General features: G+C 72.3%; 14 protein-coding genes and 1 tRNA gene. 5 read left to right on the top strand and 10 right to left on the bottom strand.

The window, feature by feature from the left end; genetic code table 11:
• Positions 1-133: 133 nt before the first annotated feature.
• Together StrepF001_RS34305 and ugpC are read right to left on the bottom strand one after the other, a co-directional pair.
• A complete protein-coding gene (locus StrepF001_RS34305) occupies positions 134-589 on the bottom strand; it encodes a hypothetical protein (RefSeq protein WP_129802079.1) in 456 nt (151 codons plus the stop codon).
• 216 nt (positions 590-805) lie between these two features.
• Positions 806-1942: a sn-glycerol-3-phosphate ABC transporter ATP-binding protein UgpC gene (gene ugpC / locus StrepF001_RS34300; protein WP_129802078.1), complete on the bottom strand. Its 1137-nt coding sequence runs from the start codon at positions 1940-1942 to the stop codon at positions 806-808.
• Between the two features lie 217 nt (positions 1943-2159).
• Here ugpC and StrepF001_RS34295 point away from each other — a divergent pair.
• The 3 genes from StrepF001_RS34295 (at position 2160) to fxsT (ending at position 8079) form a co-directional block, all read left to right on the top strand.
• Positions 2160-2233 (top strand) — tRNA-Thr (locus StrepF001_RS34295).
• A 126-nt stretch (positions 2234-2359) separates the two neighbouring features.
• Entirely contained in the window at positions 2360-3841 is a 1482-nt protein-coding gene (locus tag StrepF001_RS34290; protein ID WP_129802077.1) for a hypothetical protein, read from the top strand.
• Between the two features lie 401 nt (positions 3842-4242).
• Positions 4243-8079 carry an FxSxx-COOH system tetratricopeptide repeat protein gene (gene fxsT / locus StrepF001_RS34285; RefSeq protein ID WP_165396448.1) on the top strand — a complete coding sequence of 1279 codons (3837 nt, stop codon included), beginning with the start codon at positions 4243-4245 and terminating at the stop codon, positions 8077-8079.
• A gap of 64 nt (positions 8080-8143) precedes the next feature.
• Here the strand turns inward: fxsT and StrepF001_RS34280 are convergent, their stop codons facing one another.
• The 4 genes from StrepF001_RS34280 to StrepF001_RS34270 form a co-directional block, all read right to left on the bottom strand.
• On the bottom strand, positions 8144-9967 hold the full coding sequence (locus tag StrepF001_RS34280) for an HEXXH motif domain-containing protein (RefSeq protein ID WP_129802075.1): 1824 nt from the start codon (positions 9965-9967) through the stop codon (positions 8144-8146).
• Between the two features lie 14 nt (positions 9968-9981).
• Complete coding sequence (locus StrepF001_RS45875) at positions 9982-10158, bottom strand: hypothetical protein (RefSeq protein ID WP_165396447.1); 177 nt, start codon at positions 10156-10158, stop codon at positions 9982-9984.
• A 131-nt stretch (positions 10159-10289) separates the two neighbouring features.
• Entirely contained in the window at positions 10290-11360 is a 1071-nt protein-coding gene (locus StrepF001_RS34275; RefSeq protein WP_165396446.1) for a trypsin-like peptidase domain-containing protein, read from the bottom strand.
• 41 nt (positions 11361-11401) lie between these two features.
• Positions 11402-11704: a trypco2 family protein gene (locus tag StrepF001_RS34270; protein WP_206307018.1), complete on the bottom strand. Its 303-nt coding sequence runs from the start codon at positions 11702-11704 to the stop codon at positions 11402-11404.
• Between the two features lie 186 nt (positions 11705-11890).
• Here StrepF001_RS34270 and StrepF001_RS45870 point away from each other — a divergent pair, with 186 nt between their 5' ends.
• Positions 11891-12061, top strand: a complete 171-nt coding sequence (locus tag StrepF001_RS45870; protein ID WP_165396445.1) for a hypothetical protein — start codon at positions 11891-11893, stop codon at positions 12059-12061.
• A 9-nt stretch (positions 12062-12070) separates the two neighbouring features.
• Positions 12071-13795 carry an HEXXH motif domain-containing protein gene (locus StrepF001_RS34265; RefSeq protein ID WP_129802073.1) on the top strand — a complete coding sequence of 575 codons (1725 nt, stop codon included), beginning with the start codon at positions 12071-12073 and terminating at the stop codon, positions 13793-13795.
• Here the strand turns inward: StrepF001_RS34265 and StrepF001_RS34260 are convergent.
• From StrepF001_RS34260 to StrepF001_RS34245, 4 genes are all read right to left on the bottom strand, one after another.
• Complete coding sequence (locus tag StrepF001_RS34260) at positions 13792-14670, bottom strand: aminoglycoside phosphotransferase family protein (protein WP_165396444.1); 879 nt, start codon at positions 14668-14670, stop codon at positions 13792-13794. The two genes, StrepF001_RS34265 and StrepF001_RS34260, sit on opposite strands and share 4 nt — an antisense overlap.
• A gap of 34 nt (positions 14671-14704) precedes the next feature.
• Positions 14705-16207: an MFS transporter gene (locus tag StrepF001_RS34255; protein ID WP_129802072.1), complete on the bottom strand. Its 1503-nt coding sequence runs from the start codon at positions 16205-16207 to the stop codon at positions 14705-14707.
• A 65-nt stretch (positions 16208-16272) separates the two neighbouring features.
• Entirely contained in the window at positions 16273-17244 is a 972-nt protein-coding gene (locus StrepF001_RS34250) for a zinc-binding dehydrogenase (protein WP_129802071.1), read from the bottom strand.
• Between the two features lie 67 nt (positions 17245-17311).
• Positions 17312-18481 carry an FAD-dependent oxidoreductase gene (locus StrepF001_RS34245; protein WP_129802070.1) on the bottom strand — a complete coding sequence of 390 codons (1170 nt, stop codon included), beginning with the start codon at positions 18479-18481 and terminating at the stop codon, positions 17312-17314.
• Positions 18482-18581 lie beyond the last annotated feature (100 nt).

Below are 18581 nucleotides of genomic sequence, written 5' to 3'. Positions count from 1 at the left end.
GCCTTGTGCCGGTGGGTGGGTCGGGGTCGGGGCGGTTGTGCAGCGCCCCGAAGGGGCGCGGGGAACTGCGCGACCAGCCGCGATGGTGCCGCAGACGATCGGCGGCACCATCGCGGCACTTCCAGCGGAGCGCTCAGGCGCGGGAGGACAGGACGCCTGAGGCGAAGGCGGTGTCGCAGACGGGGCGGGCGTACGACTGGGCTCGGGTCGGGCCGTAGATGCGGACCGCGGCGCGGCCCAGGGCGCGGGCGATGGACGCGCAGTGCCCGGCGAGCGAGGGGCGCTCGTCGACGGCCTGCTGGAGGTGGGTGAGCGCGACGCCGGGGTTCTGCTCCTGCAGCTCGGTCAGGAGCTGGTCGCGCAGCACCTCGTGCGGGGCGCGGGTGGCGGTGCGCGACGTGGCGCCGGAGGCCGAGACGTCCGAGGCGGTGAGCACCGAGCTCTCGGGGTTCCCCGACCAGTTGACCCGCGTGACCGCGAGGGTCCCGGAGAGCACCAGGACGACGGGCAGAACGAGGGCGAGGGTGCGGCCGATCCGGCGGGCGGGGCCCTGGCCGCGTCGCGTGGGTTGGGTGGTGGAGTGCTTCACGCGAGTGAGGGTAGCGCCCGGTAATGATTTGGCGACATTTGGTCACCGGTTCGAGGGAAGAAGTGGGGTCTTTTTTTGGTGCGGGGTTGACGCACACTGCTCGAAATGAGCCGGTGTGCCGGGGTATTTATCGACAAGAAAAAGGGCCCCGCCGCAGGCAGCGGGGCCCTTTTCGTCAACCTGGGTGAATTACCCGGGATGGGTGTTTGGTGCGCGTCAGTCGGAGAGCCGCTCGCCCGTCGAGGTCGAGAAGACGTGGGTCTCGCCCGGCCGCGGCACGACGTGCAGCGTGGCGCCCTTCTCCGGGACCGCGCGGCCGCTGACGCGGACGACCAGGTCCTTGAGGTCGTCGCCGACCTTGGCGCTGCCGTAGACGTAGCCGTCGGCGCCGAGCTCCTCGACGACGTTCACGGAGACGGCGAGACCGGCCGGGGCGTCCTCGGTGTCCTTGGACAGGGCGGAGGCAGCGGCGCCGTTGTGCTCGACCACGTCGAAGTGCTCGGGACGGACACCGACGGTGACGGTGCGGTCACCCTTGTCGGAGGCGGCCTTCAGCGCCTCGCGGTTGACCGGCACCACGCTGTTGCCGAACTTCACGCCGCCGTCGGTGATCGGGACCTCGACGAGGTTCATCGCCGGGGAGCCGATGAAGCCGGCCACGAAGAGGTTGGCCGGGCGGTCGTACATGTTGCGCGGCGAGTCGACCTGCTGGAGCAGACCGTCCTTCAGCACGGCCACCCGGTCGCCCATCGTCATGGCCTCGACCTGGTCGTGGGTGACGTAGACGGTGGTGATGCCGAGGCGGCGCTGCAGCGAGGCGATCTGCGTACGGGTGGAGACGCGGAGCTTGGCGTCCAGGTTGGACAGCGGCTCGTCCATGAGGAACACCTGCGGCTCACGCACGATGGCGCGGCCCATGGCGACACGCTGGCGCTGACCACCGGAGAGCGCCTTCGGCTTGCGGTCCAGGTACTCGGTGAGGTCGAGGATCTTCGCGGCCTCCTCGACCTTCTGCCGGATCTCCGTCTTGTTGACGCCGGCGATCTTGAGCGCGAAGCCCATGTTGTCGGCCACCGTCATGTGCGGGTAGAGGGCGTAGTTCTGGAACACCATGGCGATGTCCCGGTCCTTGGGCGGCAGGTGCGTGACGTCGCGCTCACCGATGCGGATGACGCCGGAGTTGACGTCCTCCAGGCCCGCGAGCATCCGCAGGGAGGTGGACTTGCCGCAACCGGACGGACCGACCAGGACGAGGAACTCCCCGTCCTCGATCTCGATGTCGAGTGCGTCGACGGCGGGCTTGGTGGAACCCGGGTAGATCCGGGTCGCCTTGTCGAACGAGACAGTGGCCATGGTGAATGGGCCCCCTTCTACCGGCAGGAACGTGCCGGACGATCCGTTGTAGGAAGGTGGTGGTGTAGTCCACGAGAGTGAACTGGGTCAGGACGGTACCTGCCGTTCACCTGTTCTGTCAGTAGTCCGAGGGCTGTGAACTTCGCGGAAATTTTCGACAGGGCTCGGCCGGGACCTGGGTACACTGCACAGGCACGCACGTCACGCGCGCGTGCAGGCCTCCTTAGCTCAGCTGGTCAGAGCGCCGCTCTTGTAAAGCGAAGGTCGTCGGTTCGAATCCGACAGGGGGCTCCGAACAGTGCGGGTCCCGGGCCGACCGTGCCGGTGACCCGCGCTTTCCCCTGCACTGCCCCGCTCCACGGCCGTACTCTGGTCGGCACCATCAGGGAACCGCGCCGGCTGTCTGGAGGTAACGGGGTGAACGGGCGCAGTCCGGAACGGGTCCGCAACGAGCTGGTCGTCTCCATCGTGGATGCGCTGCAGGGCTCGGCCACGGTGAACCAGGCGAGCAGCCGTGAGATCTGGCGGGAGATGCTCGCGGCCGAGCTGGCCTCGTCCGTGGAGCCGTTCGGCGGGGACCGGCTGCGGCCCTGGCTGCTGCAGATCGTCAAGGCATGCACCGAGGTCGGTGACGGGCTGGCCTGTCTGGTGCGGTCACTGGAGTACGTGGAGCAGCAGTCGGCGACGGTCGCCACTCTGTGGCCGCTGGTGGACGAGTGGGAGGCCGTCGACTTCTTCAACAACGCCGATCTGCGTTCGTTACGGCCCGTTCTGCTGTCGATGAACTCCCCGGACCTGGCGACCATGGCGCGCCGCGCGAGCCGCTCCCGGGTGCAGGAACTGCCCCCCTGGTGCCGGACCGGATGGCAGGTCTTCCTGCGGCTGGCGGGGGAGAACTCCCCGAACGGTGAACTCCCGCCCAGCGTGGCCTTCCTCGCGCTGTGTGCCGACCGGCTGGTGGCGGAGAGCCGGGCCGACGCCGCCGAGGTGCTGCGCCGTTTCACCCGCAGCCAGGCCCATGCCCTGCGGTTGGACGGTGCACTGGCGGACTGGCAGCACTCGGAGTTCCCGCAGGCCGCGCCCTCGCTCGTCCCCGCGTATCTGATGATCCAGTTCGAGCCGGACCGGGTCGAGGCGGACCGCTTCTATCTGTCGCACTGGCGCCAGTCCGACCCGGAGGGCTGGCACCCCGTGCGCGGTGAGACCGTCCATCTGCGCCGGGAGGAGCTGCCCGGCGCGGTGGAGAGGCTGATAGAGGAGGTCGAGGAGAGGTGGGCCGACCTGCGGCAGCCCGTCCTCCTGGAGTTCATCCTGCCGTGGGAGCTGCTGAACGAGCCTGTCGAGTGGTGGCCGAAGGAGTCCGAGTCCGACTCGCCCACCCCGCTGGCGCTGGACTACCCGGTGGTGGTGCGCAGCCTCGAGCGCTTGCAGCGGGCCGCGTGGCACCGGCCCTGGCACAACAAGTGGCGCCAGCTTCGGGAGCGCCCGGCGGACAGTCATCCGCACTGGAGCCGTCCGGAGCAGGACGAGACGTACTTCTTCCATCTGGAGCGTGAGCTGAAGGAGGACCGGTACGCGGTCTGTCTGGTGCTCAGCGAGCCGCCCGGCGACGACTCGGGCACCGGCCGGCGGGAGGTCCTGGCCGGGTTGCGGGCCGGCGTACCCGCGATGGTCTGGCATCGCAGCGACTGCTCGGATCCGTCGTTCCAGGACGCCATCGGCGAAATACTGCAGGACCGAGGGCTCGGAAGTCTCGCGGAACGCATCGGAAAGTGGCGCAAAGAGGCCCTGGCGCTCGGACCCGACGGCTGGGACCAGCACGTGGGCCGCCACCTGGCCATTCTGCTCGACGATCCCGACCGCAAGCCGGGGCCGCCCGGGCCGGGGTACGGGCCATGAGTCTGCGGACCGAGGAACAGGCCGGGCCCATCGTGCGGCGATTACCTACGGGGGAACGGATTGCGACGGTCTTGCGCGGGGGGTTGACGGGGTGTCACGCTGGTGGTCGAGACGGCCCCAGCGGACGTCCTGCGTACTCCACACCACCGGGGGCGCGTTCCCGACAGTCGACTTGTGATCCCTCCCGTCATCCCCCCGGTGGACTCCCGTCTTGCACCGCAAGCAGACCACTGCCAGGCTTGGCAACGTGGATGTCACGCATGCCCGCGGACTGCGGGACTCCTCCTCCGCCCTCCCCTCGTGCCCGGGCAGCACTGGACTCTCCGAGGGCGCTTATGCAGCGTGACGACGGCCCACGACCCCTATCCGTACCGGCTTCTGACGACACGTCATTCGAGGGCGTGCTGCATGCCCTGAGCGGACTGGAGCCGTCGGACCCGGCCGACCGCCCGGCCGTCCTGCTCGTCGTCGATGACCACGTGAGCATGAGCGTCTGGGCGGCGACGATCGCCCGGCTGGCCGACGGGCTGGCCCGTCAGGAGCGGCTCGGCCCGATCAGCACCGTGCGGCTGCTGAGTTCGGACGACACCGAGCCGACCCGGATCCGGCTGGATCATCTGCCCCCCAGCACCACCCGGTACCGGGTGGTGCTGGTACTGACCGATGGCCTCGCCGCGGGCTGGCGGGCGGGCGCGGTGCTGCCGTTGCTGCGGGAACTCGGCCGGTCCGAGCCGCTCGCCGTGCTGCATCTGCTGCCGCAGCGGCTGTGGTTCCGCACCGGCCTGGACGTGCACCGTATGCGCCTGAGCGCCGCACACCCCTGGGCGCCGAACGACTCCCTGCGGTGGGAGCTGCGCACCTCCCCCCTGGAACCCGTCGACGACGCGGCCGCCCGGGCCGGTGTGGTGCCGGTCCCCGTCCTGGAACCGACCGAACGCTCCCTGTCCTGCTGGGTCGGCCTGGTGGCCGGGCGTGCGTCCGGGTGGACGGAGATGTCCGGAGTCCGGGCCCGTGACTGGAAGCGGCGGGCGGACGCCGCGCGGGCGGTGCCCTGGGTCCACGACGTCCCCGACCCCGACAGCGCCGTCCCCGCCCGGGAGCGCGTCTCGGAGTTCCGCGCCGCCGCCTCGCCCACCGCCTTCGCGCTCGCCACCCGGCTGGCGGCGGCCCCGCTGACGCTGCCGGTGATGACGGCGCTCACGGCGTCGGTGCCGGGCGCCGGGCCCGCCCACCTCACCGAGCTGCTGATGAGCGGACTGGTGCGGCCGGCGAGCGGCGATGCCGAGCGCGCCGCCGGCGTGGCCTTCACCTTCGGTGCCGACAACCGCCAGGAGTTATTGGCGCTGTCCCGCCGCCGTGACACCGTCCGGGTGCTGCACGACGTACGGGCGCTGCTCGCCCCACAGGGCACCGAGCCGGCCGGCGATCCGCTCGAGGCGGCCCGTGTCCCGCCGGTGACCCGGCACAACGTGGCGTTCCTGAGGGTCGAACTGGCCGCGCTGCGTGCTCTGTCCGGACGCTTCCTGCCACAAGCCGAGCGACTCGCCCGCGCACTGCGCGATTACGACCGCAAGAACACCGTTAGCCTGCGCAAAGGCGCGGGCCCACGCCCCGGGCACTCAGACCCTCGCGCGCACGAGACAACTGCAGAAGGAGCCACGGCCATGTCCACCACGCAGCAGGAGCCCGCGGTGGAGAGCGGGCGTTCGACGCAGCCGCGCATCTGGGGCAACATCCCCCCACGCAACCCGAACTTCACCGGTCGCGTGGATCTGCTCGAACTGCTGAGCGAGCGTCTGCGGGAGGGCACGACGACGACCGTGCTGCCGGAGGCCATCCACGGCATGGGCGGTGTCGGCAAGACCCAGCTGGCCATCGAGTACGCCTACCGGCACCAGTCCGAGTACGACATCGTCTGGTGGATCCCCGCAGAGCGCCCCGGCCAGATCGGCCAGTCCCTGGTGGAACTCGCCCAGCGGCTCGGCCTCGTCACCACGTCAGAGGCCAACATCGCGGGACCCGCGGTGCGCGAGGCGCTGCGCGAGGGGCGGCCGTACTCCCGCTGGCTGCTGATCTTCGACAACGCCGACAGTCCCGAGCGGGTCCGCGACTACTTCCCCACCGGGGGCAGCGGCACCATCCTCGTCACCTCCCGCAACCGCCGCTGGAGCGTGGTGGGCCCCTCGCTGGAGGTCGACGTGTTCACCCGCGAGGAGAGCAAGGAGCTGCTGCGCCGCTCCGGCCCCGACGACCTCGACGACGCCGAGGCGGACCGCCTCGCCGACGCCCTGGGTGACCTCCCGCTCGCCCTGGAACAGGCCGCGGCCTGGCGGGCGGAGACCGGGATGCCGGTGTCGGAGTACCTGCGGCTGTTCGAGCACAAGCGCAGCGAGCTCCTCGAGGTGTCCCCGCCGCCGGACTACCAGCTCCCGGTCGCCGCCGCGTGGAACGTCTCCCTCGACCACCTCGAGACCCGCAGCCTCACCGCCCTGCGCCTGCTCCAGCTCTGCTCCTACTTCGCGCCGGACCCCATCTCACGCTCCATCTTCTCCGGCCTCGGCGGCAGCACCATCGACCCGGAACTCGACCGAGCGCTGAACGATCCGATGCGCCTCGCGCGGGCCATAAGGGAGATCAACCGGTACTCCCTCGCCCGCATAGACCATCGGACCAACTCGATCGAGATGCACCGCCTGGTGCAGGCAGTGCTCATCAACCGGATGACCGCCGAGGAACAGAAACGCATGCGAAACGGCGCTCACACACTCCTGGCCGCCGCCGACCCGAAGGCGCCCAACCAGGCCGCCAACTGGCCGCGCTACGCCGAGCTCTACGGCCATGTCATCGCCTCCGGCGCGGTCGAGTCCGACCAGCCGTGGGTCCGCCAGCTCGTGCGGAACATCGCCCGGTACCTCTGGTACTGGGGGGACCACAAGGTCGCCCGCGAGTTCACCGAGCAGGCCTGGGAGACCTGGCAGCGACTGTTCGGCGAGGAGGACCAGCAGACCCTCCTGATGGGGTGGTGGCTCGGCTTCCTCTACCTGAAGGTGGGCCGGCACGACGACGCGGCCCGGATCGCCGCCCAGCTCAAGGACGTCTACGACCGCACGGCGCCCCCGGACCGCGAGGACACCCGGGAGGACGCGCTGGAGACGATGAACCTGGAGGCGGCGGTACGCCGTGTCGAGGGAGACTTCGCCGCCGGCGCCGAACTGGACGAAACGGCCTACGACCGGGCCCGCCGCGCCTTCGGCGAGGACGATCCCGCCACCCTGGCCACCGCCCACAACCTCGGGGTGAGCCTCCGGCTCGTCGGCGAGTTCCAGCGCGCGCTGGAACTGGACCGGCACACGCACGCGATGAAGACACGGCTGTACGGCCGTGAACACCGGCAGTCGCTGATGACCGAGGCGAGCATTGCCATCGACGTCCGGGAGACCGGTGACTACATCGGCGCACGGTCCCTGCAGCAGGCGGTCGTCGACGGCTATCGGAGCATCTTCGGGCCGGGCAACCCCACGACCCTCCAGACTCTCCGGCAACTGAGCGAGTCCTGCCGGAAGGAGGGCGACCACGCCACCGCGCTGGAACTGGCGCGCGACGCGTTCAACCAGTTCACCCGCCGCTACGGCGACACCCACCCGGAGTCCCTGACGGCCGCGCTCGCCCTGGCGGTGGCGTTGCGGCACAACGGCGAGCTGGAGGCGGCCCGCGACCGCGGCGAGCGGGCGTGCGAGCGGTTCCGCCGGCTGTTCAGCAGCGACCATCCGCACGTCCTGGCGGCCGACATCGACCTGGCGGTGACCTACCGTCTGCTGGGCCGGGTCGAGGAGGCCAGGCAGCGCGACGAGGAGGCGCTCCGGTCGCTGACCGAACGCCTGGGCGAGAGCCATCCGATCGCGCTGGCCTGTGCCATCAACCTGGCGAGCGATCTGAGCGCGCTGGGGCGGGCGGACGAGGCCCGCGAACTCGGTGAGAAGGCAAGGGCGTTGTGCCTGGCGCGCCTGGGCGAGGACCACCCCACCACGCTGGTGGGCGGCGCCAACCTCGCCCTGGACCTCATCGCCGTCGGCCGGGAGACGGAGGGTGAGGCGCTGCACGCGGATGTCCTGGCCCGCCTGGAGCGCGTCCTGGACGAACCCCGGCTGCGCTCCGCCGACTCCGGTCCTCACCCGGCGACGCTCCAGGCACGGGCCCGGGAGCGGGCCAACTGCGACATCGACCCGATGCCGCTGTGAGGTGACGGGCGTACGGTCCGAGGTGCCGCTCTTCCCGGGGGAAGGGCGGCACCGCCGTGTCCGGTCAGTGCGCTTCGGACGGGGGTGAGCCGAGCCACGTGGCCAGGTGGACGGGGTCCGGTGGGGTGCCGGTGACGCGGAGCAGGGCCTCGTGCACCGCGCGGGCCCGTTCGGGGTGGTGGCTCAGCAGTTGGGCCGCGATCGGGTGTGTGTCCGACGCGGCGAGCGCCCGGCCGAGGCCCGCCCAGGTGCCGGCCCGTCCGGGTTCCACGGCCAGGTGGGCCATGTATGCCTGACGGGCCGCGACGGCGTCGCCGGCGGCCAGCAGGGCGTCGCCGGCCAGTGCTCCGGTGACCCGTGCGGCGGCCTTCTCGGCCTCCTCGGAGTGGCGGTCGCCGTCCGCGCCGGTGAGGCGGTGGCGGACGAGCATCGCCAGACAGTCCAGCCACCGTGCGGAGGGATCGGGCACCACCTCGGGCTCGGCCGCCAGGGCGCCGGGCGGTCCGTTCTCGCCGGCCAGCCAGGCCCGTACCGCCTCGTCCACGGCTGCCGGGGCGGGCCGCAGATGGTGGGCCCGCCAGCGCGCCACATGGTCGGCGACGCAGAGCCGGGCCGCCGCCAGCTGGTCCTCCGGTACGGGCTCGGCCAGCCACTTGGCGCAGTGGTCACGCAGCGTGTCCAGCAGGGTGATGCCGAGCGGGGTGAGGCGTGGATGACGGTGGACCTGTTCCATCGCCGTGGTCACATGGGCTCGCCACAGCGCGAACTCGAAGTGCGCCGTCGCGGTCCGCGCACCGGCGGCCCGGCGGTGGGCACGCCAGAAACGGGTGATGCCCACGAAGGCGTAGATGCCCTGAAGGAGCCCTTCGAGTGGGCGGGGGTCGTCCCGCCAGGGCGCGTACCACAGCTCCGTACCGGTGTCGGCGCCCCGGGTCACGAGCGGGGTCAGATGCAGCAGCCCGCCCAGCTTGGTGTGCTGGAACTCGTGCACGAGCGTGACGGCCAGCTGGACGGCGTCGTCCGGCTCCGAGGCCTCGATGCCGCCGAACGCGTCACCTGACGACACACTGCGCGGCCGAAACCTTTCCCTTGCCGGGGTGGGACTCAGGGAGAACACGCCCCGCCGCATCGCGGCGGCCGTCTCGGGCTGGTCCCGCAGCAGCACCCCCCAGGCCCGCTCCAGCATCTGCCGCCACTGCGCCGCGGCCTCCTCGGACAGCGGCCGCGGCTCGGTCGGCTGCGGATACGTCCGGTACGGGTCCAGGTCGTCCAGGGCGACTTCCAGCCGGCGTTCGGGCGGGCCGACCGCGAGCCGGCGCACCGGATGCCACCCCGGCCCCGCCGAGCCCGGCGGCAGCGGTACGGCGACCCTGTGCCCCGGCGTCTCGACCACGGCACGTCCGGCTTCGGCCCGCACGGTGGCCGTCGTCCACGGCTCGGCCGAGGGCAGCTCCGCGCAGCCCAGGGTGGGCAGGGGTACCCGGCCGTGCCGGACGGGTACCTCGACGGTGAAGTCGAGCTCCGCGCGTAGCGCAGCCGCGGCGGCCAGTGCGCGGACATGGCCGAGTACCACCGGCAGCGGCGGCTCGTCCTTCTCCGCGGTGCTCGCGCGCAGCCGGCGCAGTGCGGTGGCCAGCCACATCCCGGTCTGCGGATACATGAGCAGCTCGTCGACGACGGCGGGGGCGCGGCGCTGGGCGGTGCTGAGCAGATCCCACGCCGGACCCAGGTCCGTGGCGTCGTCGAGCATCCGTAAGAGCAGCAGCCGACGGCTGCGTTCGGCCGCGGCCAGCAGGTCCACGGTCGCCGGTCCGCCCTCGCCGCGGGTCAGTTCGGCGAGGCTGCCGGGCGGGACACGATGATGCGGCAGGGACGGCTCAGCACGCATGGGCGGCCCCGTCGTCAGTCGAACGCCTCCACGCCGTCTTTGTCTCCGAAGTCGCTGACACTGGCCAGCGGGTGGTCGATCCCGTGCTGCAGCTCCTCGAGGGACGCGGCGAGAAATCGACTGTCAATGGAGCGCAGTGTTTCAAGAGACACCCCCGCGAGATCGACAAGGCTGGACTCGACGGCGGCCACAGACGGCTCCATGACGGCCAAACCCCTTCCCCCCGGCTGCAATTGCGGATGCGGGCTGCTCACATCCCCCTGATAATGGCCCGCCGTGGCCTGGATGAAACACCACATCCGCGCGGTGCTGCGATATCAGGTCAGCGGTCGTCATCACCGCCGCGGTGGCGCCGGGACAGCTCCACCGCCTCCGTGTTCATACGGGCCACTCCGGCGGAGTCGCCCTCCATCAACCGTATCGCTTCGATGAGTTGGTCCAAGGTGCCGCGATAGCGCAGGCAGGTGCGCAGGATCCCGAACACGTCCGGACGCAGCGCCGGTGAGCGGGGGCTCATGGCCGCGATCACCGGATCGATGCTGCCCAGCACCAGCGCCAGGGTGGTGCGGTCGCTCACCGTGGGCAGTGCGGTCAACGCGCTCACCAGTGCGTCGAGTTCCCGCAGCGGCAGGTCGTCCGGCAGGTGCGCCAGGCTGCCGGGGCCCGCGGTGCCGGGTGTGAGGGCGGCCGGCTCGGGTGGTGACGTGGGCAGTCCGGCGTGCCGGTGCAGCAGGGTGAGGTCGGCTCTCGGCAGCAGCTCGTACCAGCGGTCCACGCGGACGGCGGCAAGGCGGCCCAGACCGTCCGAGCGGTGGTGGGCGCTGACCAGCCCGATCAGCGTGCCGTCGTGCCAGACCGCCGCACCGGACATGCCCGCCCAGGGGGAGCGGTCGGGTTCGGGGTCCGACTCCGGTGGAGTGACCGCGAGTTCGAGGGTGCCTTCGCGGCGGTTGGACAGCACCGAGATCATCCCGGTGGCGTGGCAGGAGTCGCGGTACTGGGAAGGGGAGCCGTCGTCGAGCCGGCGCATCCGGTCCTCGCGCAGCTTGAACCGCGGGAAGCCCAGCGCGCTGCACGGCAGCAGCTCGTCCGTGTCGGGCACGGCACCGTACGCGGGCGGCTCGGTCCCGGCCGCGTGGACACCGGGCGGCACGGGCCCGGTGAGCTCCAGGAGCGCCACGTCGGCCTTCTCGGAGGCCAGCACCACGCGCGCGGGTGCGGTCCACTCGTCGGGGCGGTCGGCTTCGAAACGTACGTGCACCTGGGGCCGCTCCCCCTCGGCGGTACGGACGACATGCGCGGCGGTGAGGACGTACGACGGGCCGACGCGGTAGCCGGAACCCCGGCGTCCGGCGCCGCGGCCCTCGGGCCGGCGTACCAACACCTCCGCCACCCGGGCCGGCTCCAGTCCGCGACGCGCCCGAGTCACCCCGCTCAGCGCTCGCCCTCGGCCTGGTCGTCGCCCACCCACGGCGCACGTCCGCCGCCGCTGCGGGTGCGCGGATCGAGCGTCAGCTTCACCCGGTGGGTGACGCTGTCCGCCATCCGGCCGTCCGCGCCGGTCTCCACCACCCAGAAGCGGATCTTCCCGCCCGCCGTCGCGGACCGCTCCACGACGACGGCCGCCTCCAGCTCCACCGGGCCCACCTCGAAGTACAGGTCCTCCCCCTGTGCGGCGGTACGTGCCGCGGTCAGCTCGCGGCGCAACTCCTCTATCAGCTCGGCGAGTTCAATCACGTCCGGTCCCTACCCGGACCGCCTTTCCTTCACTCGATCCGGGTGCATTCCGCATTCCTGGATCTGTGTGACGCCGCGGATGCATTAGGGTCATCCAGCAGCCTGGAAAGTGTCGAAACCGTACGGTAGCGGCATATATCGGGCATTGTTCGCATCATTCACTTCCACTGTCATGGGGACGGCGTCATGGAGAAGTCCGGAGTCGAGTCGGAGCTGATCGATCTCAGCGGCGTCCCGTTGGACCTCTGGCCGGCCCTGGACCTGCCGCCCGCCGAGGGCTCCATGCGGCGCCTGCTCAGCCGTATCGACGACCCGGCCGGCAGCCTCGGCGGCTACAACCCACAGCGCGACGAATAGGCACCCTCCATGCACCAGACGGCCCGGCCCCACGTCCTGTCACCGCAGTCGTTCGACGAACTGCTGGGCGGCGGGGGAGGCCCCGAGACGGTGGACGCCCTGCGCGCGAGCGAGCGCAGCTGGCGGCTGCTCGTCGTACGGGCGCTGCTGGACGCGGCGGCGACGGCACCGACCGGTCCGCTGCCTCCGCTCGCCGAGGGCTGGCGGCTGTTGTCGCGGGCCTGGACCGTGGCCGCGCCGGAGGTGGAGCGGCTGCTGTCCTATCCGGCCGTCGGCATGTGGGCAGCGCACACACTGCGCCGGCTGCGCGGCACCGTCGACCACCATGCGCCTCTGTGGGCGGAGACAGGGCACCTGCACGCACTCGCGGCGAGCGCTGCGGTCCGCGCCGGCCTGGAGTTCCGTACCCACATCCCGGTCCGGCACGGCTGGGCCGTGCTCCCCGCGCTCGGGGCCATGCGGGTGCCCGGCAGTCCGGACTGGACCGTCGCCGAGGTCTCCGCCCGCGACGGGGACGTACGGGTCGCGGGCCGTCGGCTGGGCGGACCGGACTGGCACGCCCCGGCCGGACTGCGCGCCGACGGACGCACGCTGCTCCTGGACGACATCGACCCGTATCGCGCCCTGCGCACGCCCGGCGTTCCCGAGCCGCTCGACTCCGCCGTCGAGTGGCAGGAGCTGTTCGGCTCGGCCTGGGACATCCTGCACGCCACCGACCGCGACGAGGCCCGGGCGCTGGCCGACGGACTGGTGTCCGTCGTGCCCCGCCCGCGCTCCGAGCGGTTCCGGCCGCACAGCGCCTCCTCCGGCGACGCCTTCGGCACGGCGGTGGCGTCGGTCCCCGACGACGGCGAGCAGTTCGCCTCGACGCTGGTGCACGAGTTCCAGCACAACAAACTCAGCGCGTTCATGCACCTGTTCACCCTGTACGAGGACCAGGACGCCCGGCTGTACTACGCCCCCTGGCGGGACGACCCCCGGCCGTTGGGCGGGCTGCTCCAAGGGGTGTACGCGTTCTTCGGAGTCACCGCCTTCTGGCGGCGGCGCGACCATCCGCTCGGGCGGTTCGAATACGCGCTGTGGCGCGCCCAGACGGCGCACGCACTGGGCACCGTCGGCCGGTCGGACGGGCTCACCGACCTGGGGCGGCGCCTGGTGGCCGAGCTCGCCGGGCGGCTGGAGCCGTGGCTCGTGGAGCCGGTGGACGGGCGGGCCCGCGCCGCGGCCGACCTCGCGATCGCGGACCACCGCGCGACCTGGCGGGCGTATCACCTGCGACCCGACCGCGGCACCGTCCGGTCCCTTGCGGCGGCCTGGCCCCACGAGGCCCCGCCCGTCGCGCCGGGTCACGGGCCGACGCTCGTCCCGGGGCGGCCGGTGCGCGGCTTCGACACACGGGCGGTGCTGACGAGGTGGCTGCTGGCGGACCCGGACGGGTTCGAGCGGCTGCGGGACGACCCCGGTGCCACGGTGAGCGGGGCGCGGCCCGAGGACATCGACCTCGTCACGGGCCGTACGGCCGAGGCGCTGCGCGCCTGCCACGCGCGCATCGTCCGTGGCGAGGGCGACCCCGAGACCTGGGTGGGGCTGGGACTCGCCGCCCGGGCCGAAGGGGACCCCGCCGGCGAGGGACTGCTCGCCCACCCGGAGCTGGCCGCGGCCCTGCACACCGAACTCGACGGACGTGCCGACCCGCTGGAGCTGGGCCGGATGCTCGCGCCGGAGACGCCCTAACCGCGCAGCCGGCGTGCGATCTCCAGCTGGTCCTCCTCCAGCGGCCGGCCGTCCTCGATCTCCCACAGGCAGTTCTGCAGCACCCGTCCCAGCGTCCAGGCCCGGGCCCGCGCCCGGTCCAGCCCCATGACGTCGGTCATCGCGTCGAAACGCCAGACGATGTCGGCGGCGTCGAAGCGGTTGTCGATGGCGGGCAGCAGGTCGAACCCGGGGTCGCCGGCGAGGGGCTTGGGGTCGATGGCGAGCCAGGGGGCGCGGTCGGAGGCCAGGACGTTCTCGTAGTGCAGGTCCCAGTGCAGAAGCCGGTCGCCGGGCTCGTCGACGACCTCCCGTACGGCGGCCGCGCAGTCGGCGAGCAGCCCGCGGGCCTGCGGGTCCGGGATCCGCTCCAGCGCCCGCGGCGTCTGCTCCAGCATCGCCCGCGCGATGTCACCGAGCCGCCGCATGCCGTCCGGTGCCGGTACGGAGGTCAGGTGGGCCAGCATGCGGGCGATGACCAGGACGGCCTCGCGGGTGTCGGGGACGTGGGCCAGCATGCGGGCGGGGTCGAGGCGTTCGAGGAGCATCGTGCCGGTGTCCGGGTCGTGGTCGAGGAGCCGTACCACCCCGTCGCCGTCCCACACCCGCAGCGCGACCGGCTCGCCCTCGCTCTCCTCGTCCAGGAGTTGCAGCTTCAGCACGGCCGGGCTGCCGTCGGCGCGGAGCACCGGCAGGACCAGGGCGGCCACACCGTGCATCGGGCGGCCGTCGAGCCCCAGTTCCCAGCGGTCCAGGAAGGCGGCCGCCAGCTCCGGCAGCCGGGCGATGAAGTCCTGGCCCGCCTCGCCGTTGAACTTCGCCTGCGCCGCCGCCAGTCCGTCCGGAATCTCGATCACCGTCCGACCCTAACGCTGCTGCCGGGCGGTCGGCTCAGGCGACCGACTCCGGTACCGGGGGCTGGGCCGCCGCACGGCTTTTCGGAGACTTCGCCGTGATCATCAGGACTGCCACCAGACCGGCCAGGAGCATGATGCCGACGGCGCACCGGATGGCGACGGTGTAGCCGTGGACGATGCCCTCGCGGGTCACCTCGGCGCGTCGGGCGGCGCCGGTGAGGTGCGCGGCGATGTAGGTCGTGCTGCTGGTGGTGGCGATGGTGTTGAACAGGGCCGTCCCGATGGAACCGCCCACCTGCTGTGCGGTGTTGACGCCGGCCGAGGTGACGCCCGAGTCGTGCGGGGCGACGCCGGCGGTTGCCGTGGAGAAGACCGGCGTGAAGGTCAGGCCCATGCCGAGGCCCATCGGGATCAGTGCGGGGAGGATGTCGGTGGCGTACGCGGAGTGCACGGTGATCTGGGTGAGGAACAGCATGCCGGAGGCGGCCAGGAGCATGCCGGGGGCCAGGAGCAGACGGGGCGGCACGTGCTGGAGCAGGCGGGCCGCGATCTGGGTGGAGCCGATGAGGATCGACGCCGTGAGCGGGAGGAACGCCAGACCCGTCTGCACGGGGGTGTAGTCGAGGACAGTCTGCAGGTAGTAGGTCAGGAACAGGAACATGCCGAACATGCCCATGACGGCCAGCATCATGGTCAGGTAGCAGCCCGCGCGGTCGCGGTCCTTGATGATGTGCAAGGGCAGCAGCGGCACGGACGCCCTGGTCTGCCACCACACGAAGACGGCCACGAGGACCACGCCGCCCGCGAACAGGCCGAGGACCATCGGGTCCGACCAGCCTCGGGACTCCGCCTCGCCGAAGCCGTGCACGATCGCCACCAGGCCGCCGCAGCCCAGCAGGACACCGGGCACGTCCAGGCGGGCGCCCGCGTGGCGGGGGCTGTCCTGGAGCAGGGCGAAGGCGCCGGCGACCGCGAGGACCGCGATGGGCACGTTGACGTAGAGGCACCAACGCCAGTTCATGTACTCGGTGAGCAGCCCGCCGACCATGAAGCCGATCGCGGAGCCGCTGGCGGCCAGGGTGCCGTAGATGCTGAAGGCCCGTCCGCGTTCCCGGGGGTCGGTGAACGTCGTGGTGAGCAGGCTCAGCGCGGAGGGGGCGAGGACCGCGGCGAAGACGCCCTGGAGGGCGCGGGCGCCGAACAGCATGCCGGCGTTCGCGGCGGCGCCGCCGAACGCGGAGGCGGTGGCGAAGCCGACGAGCCCGATGACGAAGGTGCGTTTGCGGCCGATCAGGTCGGCGACGCGGCCACCGAGCAGGAGCAGACCGCCGAACGCCAGGGTGTAGGACGTGATGACCCACTGGCGGTTGCCGTCGGACATGTCCAGGTCGCGCTGTGCGGAGGGGAGCGCGATGTTCACGATGGTGGCGTCGAGGACGACCATCAGCTGTGCGAGGGCGATCACCATCAACCCCCACCAGCGGCGGGGGTCGGGGTCCACGGATGCGCCGGCTTCAGCCGTCCGGGAGGCACTCATCCGGCCAGAAGACCATGAACCGGGGTGTTTTGCGGTGTATTGCACCGAGGTCCGATGGTGCCGTGTCATGGCTCCAGGACGACTTTGCCGGTCGTTCCGCGGGCCTCCAGGGCCCGGTGCGCGGCCGCCGCCTCGGCGAGCGGGAAGCGGTGCACGGCCGGGACGAGACGGCCCTCGGCGGCCTCGGTGAGGGCCCGGAGTTCGAGGGTGCGCAGGGGGTTGGGGCCGCCCGCCTTCTCCAGCATCACCGGGCCGAGGACCTGCTCCGTGACGCCCTCGACGACCAGCGGCTCGCCGCCCTGGATGCCCTCGGCCGACCAGCCGAACACGATGTGCCGGCCGCCGGGGGCGAGCATGCCGACGGCCGTACGGGCGGTGTCGCCGCCGACGCCGTCGTACACGACGGTGACCTTGCCGTCGTAGGCCTGGACCTTCTCGGGCCAGGCCGGGTCCTTGTAGTCGACGGCCAGGTCGGCGCCGTTCGCGGCGACCCGGGATGTCTTCTCCGGGCCGCCGGCGAGGCCGACGACGGTGGCGCCGGCGTTCCTGGCGTACTGCACGAGCAGGGTGCCGATGCCGCCGGCGGCGGCCGGGATCACGACCACGTCGTCCGGGCCCGGCTCGGCGAACTGCACGATCCCCATCGTCGTACGGCCCGTGCCGATCATGGCGACGGCCTGCGCGAAGTCGAGGTTCGCCGGGATCTCGTGCAGCCGGTCGGCGTCGGTGACGGCGAGTTCCGCATAGCCGCCGGGAACGAAGCCGAGGTGGGCGACGACCCGTTTGCCGAGCCAGGTCTCGTCCGTGCCCTCGCCGAGGGACTCGACGACGCCGGCCACCTCACGGCCGGGCACGGTCGGCAGCGTGGGGGCGGGGCCGGGGCCCTGGTGGCCCGCCCGGATCGCCGTGTCCAGCAGGTGCACGCCGGCCGCGGCGACGGCGACACGGACCTGGCCGGGGCCCGGCACCGGGTCCTCGACCTCTTCGAGGGTCAGGTTCTCGGCCGGGCCGAAGGCGTGGAGGCGGATGGCGCGCATATGAGGTCCCTTCCGTGGTGCTTCTTCCGTGGTGCTTCTTCTGTGGTGGCGCCCCCACCCTTCACCCTCAAGCTTGCTTGAGGTCAAGCGGCTGCCGGCCGCGCTGCCCCAGCGCCAGGGACACGGCGGTCAGGGCGCTGTTGAAGGACACCTCCGACAGCACACCCGGCGCCGCGACCTGATCGCCCGCCAGGTACACGCCGTCGCCGCGGTCCACGGCGGGCCGGTCCCGCCAGGTGGTGCCGGGCAGGTCGACGGCTCCGGTACGGCCGTTCGCGACCGCCTCCCGCCGCCAGGTGACGCGCTCGCGCCAGCCGGTGAAGCCGAGGTCGAGAAGCTGCTCGGCGCGGGCGATGCCGTCGGCGCGGGACTCGTGCGGGGCGATCGGGATCTGACCCTGGATCAGCTGCTCGCCCGCCGGGGCGAGGGTGCGGTCCTGCGCCGTGAAGCGTTCGAGCCAGCCGGGCGCGTCCAGGTCGGACACCACGAAGGCGTCGCCGCGCCGGGTACGCACGGCGAGGTCGATGAGTGCCGTACGGCCGCTCGGCCAGGTCAGGGAGGCGTCGCCGAGAAGGCGGCGGGCGGCGTCCAGGGAGGTGGCCACGACGACCGGCGTGTCGGTGGGCAGGGTGTCGACGCGGGACAGGGTCTCCATCCGGACACCCAGATTCCAGGCGTGGCCGGCCATCCGGTCGATCACGTTCGCCCAGCCGCCGCGCGGATAGTGCGCCTCGGGCGGCAGCTTGGTGGCGCGGCGCAGCCGCTCCTGGACGAACGCCGCGGACAGCGCGCCGGGGTCGTGGTGGAACAGGGCGACGGCGGCGTAGTGGGCGGCGGCCCGCGCGCCCTCCTCGCCCGCCTGTTCGGTGGCCCAGGTCAGGAAGTCGACGTCGACGGGGGCGTGCCGGGCGCCGCGGCGCAGCAGCTTGAGCATGGCGAACGGCGGGGTACGGCGCAGGGTGCCCCGGTGGCGCAGCCGCAGCCTGGCGGCCTCCAGGGGCGGGACGGTCGCCACGGGGCCGATGAGGTCCCGCTGCTCGAGCCACGCCCAGTGCGGGCCGCCGTTGTAGAGGGCGTGCGGGCCCTCGTTCGTGCGGTACGTGCCCTCGGCGGTCCGGGCCCGCCCGCCCAGGGTGTGGTGGGCTTCGTACACGGTGACCTTGGCGCCCGCCTCGGCGGCGGTGATGGCTGCGGTGAGGCCGGCGAAACCGCCGCCGATGACGGTGATGCGGTGCATGTGTGGGGTCTCCCTCTGCTCGGGTCGCCTCTTTCACGAGTACGACGGATCGAGGGGCCGCGAATGTGACATCGGGAGGCCGGCGGGCTCGGCGGGCGGC

The organism is Streptomyces sp. F001 (assembly GCF_004187715.1).
GTDB lineage: Bacteria > Actinomycetota > Actinomycetes > Streptomycetales > Streptomycetaceae > Streptomyces > Streptomyces flavusporus.
This window is presented reverse-complemented; position numbering and strand designations above follow the sequence as displayed.